This window comes from Candidatus Ornithobacterium hominis (assembly GCF_951229915.1).
Taxonomy (GTDB): Bacteria; Bacteroidota; Bacteroidia; order Flavobacteriales; family Weeksellaceae; genus Ornithobacterium; species Ornithobacterium hominis.
The window spans coordinates 1,685,369-1,697,795 of sequence record NZ_OX579588.1 but is presented as its reverse complement, the minus strand read 5'-3'; the positions used below and the strand labels follow the sequence as shown (position 1 = coordinate 1,697,795).

The following is a 12,427-nucleotide window of genomic DNA, read 5'->3' as shown; positions in this document are numbered from 1 at the left end:
ACTATGAATCGAAAAAAACAATCTAACAAGAAAAAAGTAATTGTAGATTTCAAGAAACTGAATGATCAAATTTTAAGTCTATTGGTAGAAAAATTCCCTGATGGCTATGGAGATCAAGACGTGATTGTATTCAAAAATGCTAAAGGAGAAACCATAGAAGCCGTAGAAGTAGAAACGGAAGACACCATCTATTTAGTAAAAATCAGTCAGCGTTTAGAAATCGTGATGGAAGAATTTGATGATGACGATGATGACTATTCCTACGAAGATGAGCCAAGCTTTGAGGAACCCGAAGCAGATTTAGAAGACTTAGAAGATTAATCAAAAACGAGGCTGGAAATTTTTCCCAGCCTTACTTTTTTAAATAAAAAAAGCTTAGAAAACTTTAAATTAAAAGTCCAGCAAAACTTTAGCTTTGAGCTCTGTTTCCTCCCATTCAGCCAAGGCTTGGCTAGCCGCTGTGATGCCCCCACCTACAAAAACATCCATCCCCGAGTGGGAGATTCGGGCACATCTTAAATTCACAAAATAAGTTATACTCGTCTGATTTTTAAAGCCCAAAATCCCAGTGTAGAAAGAGCGGTTGTAGCCTTCATTTTCTAAGATGAATTCAAAAGCTTCTCGCTGAGGCAGACCACAAACTGCAGGCGTAGGATGGAGGCGAGAGATGAGGTGCTCTACAGCGCTTTCATCACTCCAATTTGCAGAAATTGGCGTCATCAAATGTTGCAAATTATTGAGAGTTATGGTTTTAGTTTCTTCAACTTTAGGATTTAAATTTTCTAAAGCTTTAGAAATATAGTCCACCACCACTTGGTGTTCATACAACTCTTTTTCAGTCCAAGGGTGGGGGTATTCGGTGCTTCGAGTTCCAGCCAAAGCCATGGTTTGGAGTTTATTGTTTTTGATTTCAAGCAAAAGTTCAGGCGTGGCACCCAACCAGATTTCATCTCCCAAGTGAAGTAAATAAATCAAAGCTTTAGGGTATTTTTTTGACAAATTAGCAAAAAGTTCCCCCAAATTTGGATTTTTCAGACCTTTAAAAATTCGACTTAGAACTAACTTTTCAAATCTGCCTTTCTGAATTTCTTGGATGAAAAAATCACATTTATTTCGATAAATTTCCCAAGTGAAAATCGGTGATTCAAAAATTTTTAAGCCTTGAGAAATTTCATTTAAATTTTCTGATGGGAAATCTTTTGGGTTAATCTCAAAATTTTTTAAGCCTTTAAAAAAATAATTTTTTTCTTGATTAAAAGATTGAATCTGAAATGTGAAATCATTTTTATCAGCTATAGTTAATTCTTCAAAAACAAAATTTTCCTCATCAGGAAAGCGGTACAGGATGTATGGAGAAGAAAGATTTTTTAAATCCATTGTGAAGTTTATAAATCGATAATTTTATTCGTCATCGTAGCCTGAGCCGTTAGTTCATTTTTATCATTTCTAATTTCTATTTCGATATAGTCAACCGACTTCCCTTTCTTCAGAAATGAAGCCTTTGCGGTAACTTTTCCCTCTCTCACAGCTTTGATGTGGTTGACTTGAATGTTGATGCCCACCGCTCCCTTTTTATCTTCGGGCGAATATTGTAAGGCAGATAGCAGGCTTCCTACAGTTTCAGCCAATACTGCATTTATGCCACCGTGCAAGATGCCGTAGGGTTGGTGCACTTTGGGGGAGACGGGAAGTTCTGCCGAGAGACTTTCACCGTCAAAAGCAGTATATTTCAAGTCAAAAACTTCCATTACGGTATCTTTATTCAAAGCTTGAATTTGATTTAGAATATCTTTTTTTGAATTCATGATTGAATCTTTTTATTAAATTTTTCTGGGAATTTAGCTTCTATATTTTCATAAAAATCTTCTGCGATTTGGAGTGTTTGCTCAAGCGTATGAATTTTAGGGTCGGCCATGGCATTGATTCCTGCTTCTTTTTTTGCATAATCAGCGTAAGCAAATAAAATCGGGACCTCGCCCTTTTGGGCAATATAGTAGAAGCCTTTTTTCCATTTTTCGGCAAATTTTCGTGTTCCCTCTGGCGTGTTGACCAAGTAGAGTCGCTCAGATTTATTTCTTAGCAAGTTCCCTGCATAATCAGTGAGGTTTTGGCGTTGCTTGCGGTTTACGCCGATGCCGCCCAAGGCTTTGATGATGAACCCGTACCAAGGCTTGGTCCAAGCGTCTTTGATGAAGAGTTTCATCGGGATACCCATTTTCCAAAAAGCAGCTACGGTTACCACAAAATCCCAGTTAGAGGTGTGTGGGGCGCAGACTAATACGCAGCTATGAATTTGTTTAAGGTTGATGCCGTTATTTAGTTTCCAGCCCATCAAAAAAAGAATAAGCTGACCCATGCTTTTTTTCATTTTGCAAAGATAAGCTTATTCCCATATTTTTTTAGTTTCTACTAAAACCTGTTTAGATTTAATCTTTTAAAAAATTTTTTAAGCCTTAAAAAAAAATGAGATTTAAACAGCCTTTTAATCCCACTGAGAATCAAAGGATACATCATCATTAGGAATGTAGGTGTCGTTTTTATTTATTTCATCCTCCAGAGGCACGTCTTGCTGTAAAGTGTCAGAATAAAATTCAGCGCCATTTTTTTGCCATTCCTTTTCGGTGTAGAGCCGATTGTTTTTAAAAACATAAGTCGTATTATTTTCTACAGGGGTATATTGATGCTTAGCCGTGAGATATGAAACATTTCTGAATTGAATTTTTTGACCTTCGGGAATTTCAATAGTCACTTTTTCGTTTTGCAAACGCCATTTTTCAAAATCATAGATAGAAACTTTGTCTTTAAATTGAATTTTATTGGGTTTTGTGCGTACAGAACTTTTAAAGTTAGCATGCTTTTTTGCCAAAGCTAAGTTTTTCCCTTTAGCGGTTTTTGTAATTTCCACTCGTGCCAATGAATCCAACGATGGTACAAATTCTAGTGTAGAAAAATCAAAGGAGAACTCGAACTCATCTGATGATGCAGGAGAGATGTTCTCAACCATTAAAATTTCGGTAGGTGAGGTCTGAATATCTATAGATTCTGTGACGGAAGCTCCTCGCTGAAAAGCTCGTAGCGTTGAAATACTAATAACTGAAAACCCGATGAGAGCAATGAAGAATAAAGTTACAAGTGCGTAAGATACTTCTTTTTTAATACGAAATCGAGTAGAAATGATACGGATAAATACTAGGATTAACCCAATAATTGGTAATGAAATTAAGAGAAATAAAGATGGGTAAAACAGCCAGATTTCCCAATCGTGATCAAATACCAAAGGTAAAAAATCTGACATTGAAAACCCTATGAAATTTGTGCTAAAAAGAGTAAATCCCCCTACGAAAAGAGCTATTGCAGAAACGGCTAAAGTGATGCTTACAGCCAAAAGAAACAATGAAATGAGCCCAATTACGATTTTTAGCCCCAGCTTGAGCAAACGCTTAATAACATCTTCAGTATTTAATTTTTTTTTTGAATCAGTAGCTGTCCGGTCAAAGTTTCTTAGTGAATCTACATTTACGTGGTCACCGTACATTTCTAGCTTTTCAGCAGTTGTATTCGCCTCAGGAATTACAATCCATAAAATAATATAAGCCAAAACAAGGCTTATTGTTGAGATCCCCAAAAACAGAAAATCTAAAAATGGTAAGCATAACAAGCCAATTCGTACCCAAGTTGGGTCGATACTAAAGTAATGAGCAATGCCCGCTGCTACACCGCCTAATTTTTTGTTAGTGGAATCTCGGTATAATTTTTTTGAGGGCAAAGGGAAAAGATTTGGAAGCTTTTTGGTTTCACTTTCATCACCATCTAAAACAAACTGAGATGGCTCGCCCAAGGTTTTTTTGATATGATTGACGTCCTCTAGATTGATGACTTGGCGATTGTTTTTGAGTTGCTCGCCAAAAATTTCTGCCATTCGGTATTCTATATCGTTAATGACTTCCTGTTTTCCCGTATCATTTTGTAAATACAAGTTAATTTCGTCCAAATATTTTTTCAAAGAAAAAAGCGCATTTTCTTCGATGATGAAGGCGAATCCGCCTAAACTGATATTATGAGTTTTGTCCATAGTTTAGTGTATAATTTTTTGAATGGTTTGAGATAATTGAATCCAAGTTTGTTTTAGCTGATTTAGAAATTCTTCGCCATCAGAAGTTAGCGTATAATATTTACGCGGTGGCCCCGATGAGCTTTCTTCCCAGCGATATTCTAAAATGCCATTATTTTTCAACCTCGTCAGTAGAGGGTATATAGTGCCTTCCACCACAATGATTTGATTTTGCTTGAGTTCTTCTATTATTTCAGGCGCATAAGCATCACTACGCTGAATAATGCTGAGAATACAGAGCTCTAAACTGCCTTTTCGCATTTGAGTTCGAGATTTTTCGATATCATAATTTATTTTCATATAGAACTTTCTTTTGCAAATATATGAAATATAAATAGTACTATGCAAAGCAAAATACTGTATTTTTTTTAAAGCTTTAAAAAATAGTTTGAAAATGCTTATTTTTGGGAAAAATTATTTTCATGGAAAATCAAAAGGCTTTAGAAAATCTATGCACACAGGTGAGGAGAGATATTCTGCGCATGGTGCATGGAGTAAGCAGTGGCCACCCAGGCGGTTCATTGGGGTGCACCGAATTTCTGGTGACGCTCTATGGCGAAATCATGGATTACTCTACTGATTTTAAAATGGAGGGTAAAAACGAAGATGTCTTTATACTTTCCAATGGGCATATTTCTCCAGTTTTCTATAGTGTATTAGCTAGAAATGGTTTTTTCCCAGTTTCAGAATTAGCCACTTTTAGGAGATTGAATAGCCGATTGCAAGGTCACCCTACTACTCACGAGGGTTTACCAGGAATTCGTATTGCGACAGGCTCTTTGGGGCAGGGAACTTCAGTGGCTATAGGTATAGCACAGGCGAAGAAATTAGACGGAGATCAGCATTTAGTTTATACTTTACAAGGTGATGGTGAATTACAAGAAGGGCAAATATGGGAAGCACTGATGTATGCAGGGGCAAAGAAGGTTGATAACCTCATCATGACGATTGATCGCAATGGACGGCAAATTGATGGAGATACCAAAGATGTGTTGAATTTAGGTGATTTAGAGGCTAAACTCAAAGCTTTTTTGTGGGATGTAGTTCATGTGAAAAAAGGAAATGATTTGGAAGCTATTTATGAAGGGATAAATACAGCTAAAGCTAAAACAGGGAAAGGGAAACCTGTAGCAATTTTGCTAGATACCGAAATGGGGCATGGGGTAGATTATATGATGGGCACGCACGCTTGGCATGGGAAAGCTCCAAATGATGACGAACTAGAAAAAGCTTTACAACAAAATATTTTAGAAGAATTAAGCGATTATTAAAATGAAATTTACATATACAGACAAAAAAGATACACGTTCAGGCTTTGGAGATGGCCTGTTAGAAGCCGCGAAAAAAAATCCCAATATTGTGGCTTTGTGTGCAGACTTAACTGGTTCACTCAAGATGAATGATTTTGAAAAAAACTTCCCCGAACGATTTTTTCAAGTAGGAATAGCTGAAGCTAACATGATTGGTATGGCAGCAGGATTAGCGACTGCAGGTAAAATCCCATTCACAGGAACATTTGCCAACTTCTCGACCAGCCGAGTTTATGACCAAATTCGCCAATCTGTGGCTTATAGCGGTAAAAATGTAAAAATTTGTGCCTCTCATGCTGGGCTGACTTTGGGTGAAGACGGGGCTACGCACCAAGTTTTAGAAGATATTGGGATGATGAAAATGCTCCCAGGGATGACGGTGATTTGCCCTTGTGATTATAACGAAACCAAAATAGCAACAATGGCAATTGCAGAATTTGATGGGCCAGTGTATTTGAGATTTGGTAGACCAAGTTGGCCAATTTTCACCAAAGAAGATGAGAAGTTTGAGATAGGTAAAGGGAAACTAATGATAGAAGGAAATGATGTGACAATTGTAGCAACTGGGCATTTGGTTTGGGAAGCTATCGAAGCACAAGCTATTTTAGAAGAAAAAGGAATTTCAGCAGAAGTTCTAAACATCCATACCATCAAACCTTTGGATGATGAATTGATTTTAAAATCTGTAGAGAAAACAGGTTGTGTAGTCTCGGCAGAAGAGCATAATATTTTCGGTGGATTGGGAGAGAGTGTTGCTAGGCTTTTAATTAAAAATCATCCTGTTCCGCAGGAATTTGTTGCCGTAAATGATAGTTTTGGTGAAAGTGCCACTCCCATGGAATTGATGAAAAAATACGGGATAGACAAAACAAATATTGTTGAAAAAGTTGAAAAAGTTCTGAAACGAAAGTAAAGAGTGGTAATATATTTTCCATTTACTTTGAATTAAATCTTACGTCGTAAAAAACAAGACGTTACGTTATTCTAGGTTAAAAATCCATGAAGAAATTCAACTTTATATTAATTAAAATCAGCCGCTTTAATTTAAAACGGCTGATTTATTTTTTATAAGGCTTAAAAAATTATTTTTTATCTGGTCGAGTTGGGCGAACTTCAATTTTGCTCGGAAGAGTCCTAGGGTGCATTTTCAATAAATCGTAAACCAATTCACCAATGTCTTCTGGTTGAATTTTCCAATCATCAGAACTACTCGGCACATGATTATTGAACTGTGAAGCTACAGAGCCAGGCATAATAGTGGAAACTTTGATGTTATGCGAGCGTAAATCCAGCATTGCCGCCTGTGTAAATCCAACTACACCAAACTTAGACGCATTATAACCAGCCCCGTTTTCGAAGAAATTAGTTCCAGCTAAACTAGCGAGCGTAATGTAATAGCCTTCAGACTTTTTTAAGGCTTCAAAGCTTGCCTTCAGTGTATGGAAAGCTCCTGTCAAATTTGTATCAATCATCTGTTTCCAATCTTCATTTTTCAATTCATAAATGGGAGCAAAATGGCCAACGCCCGCATTAGCCAAAACGACATCCAGCTGGCCAAATTTTTCTACAATTTTAGCAATAGCAGTCTTCTCGTTTTCAAAATCAGTCACATCAGAAGCAACGCCAAGAACCCGATTTTCATCGCTGGTTATTTTTTTTGCAGCTTCCTCAGCATCCTCTTGTCTTCTTCCAGAAATTGCAACACGCATACCTTTAGACAGTAAAACTTTGGCTACGCCAAAACCAATGCCGTGAGTTCCCCCTGTGATGTAAACTACTTTATCTTTCAAATTTTCCATAAATCATTAAATTTTTGAAATCAACTACAAAAATTAAACCTAAAATTCTTTACAGGTTGTTAGCACTTAGTTGTTGTATGGAAAGTTCAAGAGTTAAAGAGAATCAATTAGGAAGAAAAAAGCAACCAAATGTGTGATTATAGGGGATTCAGAATTCTAAATGTCGCATAAATTATATGCATAAATTATAAAAGAAGAATTCACTTCACCTAAAAGAGGAATGCCCCAAGGGAGTAATTAAAATCTAAAACTGCACATCATTTTGATAGGTTGAATGTCTGAAATTTTTAATATTGCTTTCACCATACACCAAGAGTTACCTTAAAAAACCTTCACGGTCTAAGCTACGATATTGTATTGCTTCAGCCAAATGATGAGTAGCAATATTTTGCTGTTTGTCTAGATCTGCAATAGTTCGAGCGACACGTAGAATTCGATCGTAAGCACGAGCCGAGAGATTTAGTTTTTCCATAGCATTTTTGATGAGTTCAATGGAATCAGTCCCCAACTGGCAGAAATCATCCAATTGCTTTGGCCCCATCTGTGCATTGTAATGCACATGTCCTAAATCTTGAAAGCGAATTTCTTGTAGTTTTCGAGCCTCGGTCACACGAGCTCTAATGACCTCACTTTTTTCACCGTTTCGTTCGGCTGAAAGATGCTCAAAAGGAACTGGAGTAACCTCAATGTGTAAATCAATACGGTCGAGCAGAGGACCACTGATTTTATTCATATACCTTTGCATTTCTGCTGGAGAAGAAGTGTTCTGCGGGTCATCAGGGAAAAATCCGCTCGGGCTTGGATTCATCGAGGCGACCAACATAAAACTTGCCGGGTAAGTGACCGTAAATTTAGCTCGGGCGATAGTCACTTCACGGTCTTCTAGCGGTTGCCGCATAACTTCTAATACGCTACGCTGGAACTCAGGTAGCTCGTCTAAAAATAAGACGCCATTGTGTGCCAAAGAAATTTCTCCTGGTTGGGGATAACTTCCGCCTCCTACCAAGGCAACATCAGAAGTTGTGTGATGTGGTGAAGTGAAAGGGCGGTGGGTCATCAAAGCTGAATTTTTGGATAATTTACCTGCTACGGAATGAATTTTGGTGGTTTCTAGCGCTTCGTGTAAAGTTAATGGGGGTAAAATACTTGAGATTCTCTTAGCAAGCATGGTTTTGCCACTTCCTGGCGGGCCGATGAGTAGGATATTGTGGCCTCCAGCAGCAGCAATTTCAAGTGCTCTCTTCACATTTTCTTGACCTTTGACATCAGCAAAGTCAAAGGGGAAATTTTGTAAGCTTTCATAAAATTTTTCACGAGTATTGAATTCAACTAATTTTAGCTCCTTCTTTTTTTCAAAAAAATCGATAACTTGTGAAATGTTTTCTGCGGCGTAAACCTCTAAATTATTCACGACGGCAGCCTCTTTGGCGTTTTCTTGCGGGAGTATAATCCCTTTGAACCCGTCTTTACGTGCTTGGATAGCGATGGGTAAAACTCCTTTGATGGGTAGTAAGCTGCCATCGAGGGAGAGTTCTCCCATAATAATATAGCTCCCAATATTATCAGCTTTAATTTGTTCAGAAGCGGCTAAAATTCCCATAGCAATTGTTAAGTCATAGGCAGAGCCTTCTTTTCTCACATCTGCTGGAGCCATATTTATGATAATCTTTTTTCTAGGAACTTTGTATCCAGCATTATTAAGCGCCGTGTTGATGCGGTGAGAACTTTCGCGAATAGCATTATCAGGCAAACCGACTAAATGATAACCTGCCCCTTTATCAATATTGACTTCAATAGTAATCAGATAAGCATCAATACCATAAATTGCACTTCCGTAAGTTTTAACCAGCATATTTAGTTTTTTTCACAAGATAATAAAATCGAAATAGATAAAAAAAAATGAAAGCAAAGGATTGCTTATCTTTACTTAAAAATTCAGCGTGATTTATGAAAAGAGAAATTAAATTTTTTAATGAAATTTTTGAGGATTTAACCCCTAAAACTCAAGAAATCATTGAAATAGCAAAATCAAGCATGGAAAAAGCATATGCACCTTATAGTAAATTTAAAGTAGGAGCAGCAGTCTTGTTAGAAAATGGAGAAATTATAACAGGAAATAATCAAGAAAATGCCGCCTATCCATCGGGTTTATGTGCTGAGCGGGTAGCGGTATTTAGTGCGAAAGCACTTTGTCCTGAGGATAAAATATTAAAAATCGCTATTTTTACCAATCGGGAAAAAGACGACTCGGCTGTGGCACCTTGCGGTGCTTGTCGTCAAAGTATTTTAGAATATGAAGTTCAGCAAAACCAGCCGATAGAAATTATTTTTCAAGGCGAAAAAAATAAATTTATTAGGGTAGAAAGTACAGGGGATTTACTTCCATTTTACTTTGATAGCTCAAGATTAATTTAGTTTTTTTAGTTTTTTGTTCTTTTGAGCGATAAACTGTATTTTTGTAAGAGAATATTAAACGGGCAAAATTCTGTCTGATTTTTTTAATTAGTATATGAAAGAAATAACGAAAGAAACTTATTTAAATTGGTTTGAGGAGATGTCCTTTTGGAGAAGATTTGAGGACAAATGTAGATCATTATATTTAAAGCAGAAAATCAGGGGTTTTTTGCACTTGTACAATGGGCAAGAGGCGATTCCAGCAGGTCTTGCACATGTGATGGATTTAGAAAAAGATAAAATGATTACCGCTTATCGTTGTCACGTTTTGCCAATGGCGATGGGGGTAGATCCTAAACGCATCATGGCAGAACTATTTGGGAAAGTGGATGGGACTTCACATGGCATGGGAGGTTCGATGCACGTTTTTAGCAAAGAACATAACTTCTACGGAGGCCATGGAATTGTAGGTGGGCAAATCGCTTTGGGGGCTGGTATTGCTTTTGCAGATAAATATTTTGAACGAGAGGCTGTGACGATTTGTTTGATGGGCGATGGTGCAACAAGGCAAGGTTCTTTGCACGAAACCTTCAATATGGCAATGAATTGGAAGTTGCCAGTGGTTTTCATTTGTGAGAATAACCAATATGCGATGGGAACTTCGGTAAAGAGAACGGCAAATCATGAGGATATTTATAAATTAGCCCACGGCTACGAAATGCCTTCGGCGCCTGTTGATGGTATGGACCCAGTAAAAGTAGCAGAAGCTGCGACTGAAGCTATTGAAAGAGCTAGGCGAGGCGATGGGCCTACTTTCTTAGATATTAAGACATACCGTTATCGAGGTCATTCAATGTCTGATGCAGAGCCTTACCGCTCAAAAGATGAGGTGAATCAGTTTAAAGATGAAGACCCTATCGGGATTGTGAAAAATAGAATTTTAGAGAATAACTGGGCAACGGAGGAAGAATTGAATCAAACTTTAGATAAAGTAATCGAACGGGTAGAAGAGTGTGCTGAATTTGCTGAAAATTCTGAATTCCCATCAGCAAATCAGATTTATGATATGGTTTATGAGCAAGAGAATTATCCTTTTTTAGACAAAATTGAAAATCAAAAATAATGGCAGAAGTAATCAAAATGCCACGCTTAAGCGATACCATGGAAGAAGGTAAAGTAGAGTCGTGGAATAAAAAAGTAGGAGATAAAGTATCGTATGGTGACATCTTAGCAGAAATCGAGACTGATAAAGCTGTGCAGGAGTTTGAAACCGATGTGGAGGGAACTCTTCTATACATTGGCGTAGAAGAAGGGCAAGCAGCTCAAGTAGACTCTATTTTGGCCATTATTGGAGATGAAGGAGAGGATATTAGTGATTTGATTCAAGGTGGAGAAAAATCAAACGAATCTAATCAAAATAAAGAGGAAACTTCTGATAAAGATACAAAGGATACAAATGATGCTCAAAAAAAATCAGATGATTCTGCAGAAATTCCAGATGAGGTGACTGTCATCAATATGCCGCGTTTGAGCGATACTATGGAAGAAGGTAAAGTAGAGTCGTGGAATAAAAAAGTAGGAGATAAAGTATCCTATGGTGATATCTTAGCAGAAATCGAGACTGATAAAGCTGTGCAGGAGTTTGAAACCGATGTGGAAGGAACTTTGCTTTATATTGGGGTAGAAGAAGGTAAATCTGCTCCAGTAGATTCCATATTAGCGATTATTGGTCCAGAAGGAACGGACGTTTCTTCCATTGTAGAAAATGGAGGGAAGCGAGCTCAAAAAACTGAAAAATCTGAACCAAAACAAGAAAAGCCTACTGAGCAACAGGCGGGGAAATCAAGTGCTCCTGCTTCTGAAAGTAATAAAGAAAGTAAAAGAATTTTTATTTCCCCTTTGGCTAAAAAGTTAGCAGAAGAAAAAGGCTATGATATTTCAAAAATTGAAGGCTCGGGAGATAAAGGTAGAATCATTAAAAAAGACATAGAAGCCTATCAACCAAGTAAAGATCAAGCTGGCAGAGAAAATACTCAAAATAATGAGTTGAGTCCTGAAGTGTTTGCCTCTACCGCAGAAGATAAAGTTCTACCGAATTCTCAAATGAGAAAAGTTATAGCAAAACGTCTTTCTGAAAGTAAATTTACAGCACCTCACTACTACTTAAATGTGGAAGTAGATATGGAGAATGCCATGGCTGCAAGAAAACAAATCAATAGCCTGCCCGATGTCAAAATTTCATTTAATGATATTGTGGTAAAAGCAGTTGCAATGGCATTGCGTAAACATCCTCAAATCAATAGCACGTGGAATGATAATGAAATGCTACTGCATGGCGATATAAATATTGGAGTAGCGGTTGCTGTGCCAGACGGCTTAGTAGTTCCTGTCGTTAAAAACACGGACTTAAAATCAATGACTCGCATCAGTGCTGAAATTAGAGATTTTGCTGGTAGAGCTCGTGACAAAAAAATAAAAGCTGATGAGATGGAGGGGTCTACCTTTACTGTTTCAAATTTAGGATCTTACGGGATAGAAAGTTTCACATCAATCATCAATCAACCAAATAGTTGTATTCTTTCTGTTGGTTCCATTGTAGAAAAACCAGTTGTGAGAAATGGTGCTATCGTAGTGGGGCATACCATGAAACTAACGTTGGCTTGTGACCATAGAACGGTGGATGGAGCTACGGGAAGTTTGTACCTGAAAACACTAAAACAATACCTAGAGACACCTTTATCCATGTTGGTGTAAAATTTTCATAGTAATTTTTTTGAAGGCTTCAGAATTTTTTTTGAAGCCTTTTTTAATTT

General features: G+C 37.4%; 13 protein-coding genes. 6 read left to right on the top strand and 7 right to left on the bottom strand.

The window, feature by feature from the left end; translation table 11 throughout:
* Positions 1–3 precede the first annotated feature (3 nt).
* Positions 4–321 (top strand): hypothetical protein, encoded by a 318-nt coding sequence (locus QOX03_RS07955; RefSeq protein WP_119059150.1) that lies wholly within the window; start codon positions 4–6, stop codon positions 319–321.
* Between the two features lie 69 nt (positions 322–390).
* Here the strand turns inward: QOX03_RS07955 and QOX03_RS07950 are convergent, their stop codons facing one another.
* The 5 genes from QOX03_RS07950 to QOX03_RS07930 form a co-directional block, all read right to left on the bottom strand.
* On the bottom strand, positions 391–1,377 hold the full coding sequence (locus QOX03_RS07950; protein WP_283670706.1) for an isochorismate synthase: 987 nt from the start codon (positions 1,375–1,377) through the stop codon (positions 391–393).
* 8 nt (positions 1,378–1,385) lie between these two features.
* Positions 1,386–1,805, bottom strand: a complete 420-nt coding sequence (locus QOX03_RS07945) for a PaaI family thioesterase (protein WP_283670705.1) — start codon at positions 1,803–1,805, stop codon at positions 1,386–1,388.
* Entirely contained in the window at positions 1,802–2,356 is a 555-nt protein-coding gene (locus QOX03_RS07940) for a 1-acyl-sn-glycerol-3-phosphate acyltransferase (RefSeq protein WP_245952924.1), read from the bottom strand. Before QOX03_RS07940 ends, QOX03_RS07945 begins: the two co-directional genes overlap by 4 nt.
* Before the next feature lie 126 nt (positions 2,357–2,482).
* Positions 2,483–4,072, bottom strand: coding sequence for a PspC domain-containing protein (locus QOX03_RS07935; protein ID WP_283670704.1), 1,590 nt, complete (start codon positions 4,070–4,072; stop codon positions 2,483–2,485).
* A gap of 3 nt (positions 4,073–4,075) precedes the next feature.
* Positions 4,076–4,411: a PadR family transcriptional regulator gene (locus QOX03_RS07930; protein ID WP_119057672.1), complete on the bottom strand. Its 336-nt coding sequence runs from the start codon at positions 4,409–4,411 to the stop codon at positions 4,076–4,078.
* A 122-nt stretch (positions 4,412–4,533) separates the two neighbouring features.
* On the opposite strand from QOX03_RS07930, the gene QOX03_RS07925 reads away from it, so the two are divergent.
* Positions 4,534–5,382: a transketolase gene (locus tag QOX03_RS07925; RefSeq protein WP_283670703.1), complete on the top strand. Its 849-nt coding sequence runs from the start codon at positions 4,534–4,536 to the stop codon at positions 5,380–5,382.
* 1 nt (position 5,383) lies between these two features.
* Positions 5,384–6,334 (top strand): transketolase family protein, encoded by a 951-nt coding sequence (locus QOX03_RS07920; protein ID WP_283670702.1) that lies wholly within the window; start codon positions 5,384–5,386, stop codon positions 6,332–6,334.
* A 169-nt stretch (positions 6,335–6,503) separates the two neighbouring features.
* Here QOX03_RS07920 and QOX03_RS07915 read toward each other — a convergent pair whose 3' ends face one another.
* Both QOX03_RS07915 and QOX03_RS07910 read right to left on the bottom strand, forming a co-directional pair.
* Complete coding sequence (locus QOX03_RS07915) at positions 6,504–7,220, bottom strand: SDR family oxidoreductase (RefSeq protein ID WP_283670701.1); 717 nt, start codon at positions 7,218–7,220, stop codon at positions 6,504–6,506.
* A 316-nt stretch (positions 7,221–7,536) separates the two neighbouring features.
* Entirely contained in the window at positions 7,537–9,072 is a 1,536-nt protein-coding gene (locus tag QOX03_RS07910) for a YifB family Mg chelatase-like AAA ATPase (protein WP_283670700.1), read from the bottom strand.
* 95 nt (positions 9,073–9,167) lie between these two features.
* Here QOX03_RS07910 and cdd point away from each other — a divergent pair, with 95 nt between their 5' ends.
* The 3 genes from cdd to QOX03_RS07895 all read left to right on the top strand — a co-directional run bounded on the left by cdd (position 9,168) and on the right by QOX03_RS07895 (position 12,368).
* Positions 9,168–9,635, top strand: a complete 468-nt coding sequence (cdd, locus tag QOX03_RS07905; protein WP_283670699.1) for a cytidine deaminase — start codon at positions 9,168–9,170, stop codon at positions 9,633–9,635.
* Positions 9,636–9,729: 94 nt separating this feature from the next.
* The gene (gene pdhA / locus QOX03_RS07900) at positions 9,730–10,737 is read left to right on the top strand and encodes a pyruvate dehydrogenase (acetyl-transferring) E1 component subunit alpha (protein ID WP_119057678.1); all 1,008 of its coding nucleotides are present in this window, start codon (positions 9,730–9,732) and stop codon (positions 10,735–10,737) included.
* Positions 10,737–12,368 (top strand): pyruvate dehydrogenase complex dihydrolipoamide acetyltransferase, encoded by a 1,632-nt coding sequence (locus QOX03_RS07895; RefSeq protein ID WP_283670698.1) that lies wholly within the window; start codon positions 10,737–10,739, stop codon positions 12,366–12,368. Before pdhA ends, QOX03_RS07895 begins: the two co-directional genes overlap by 1 nt.
* The last annotated feature ends 59 nt before the right edge of the window (positions 12,369–12,427 follow it).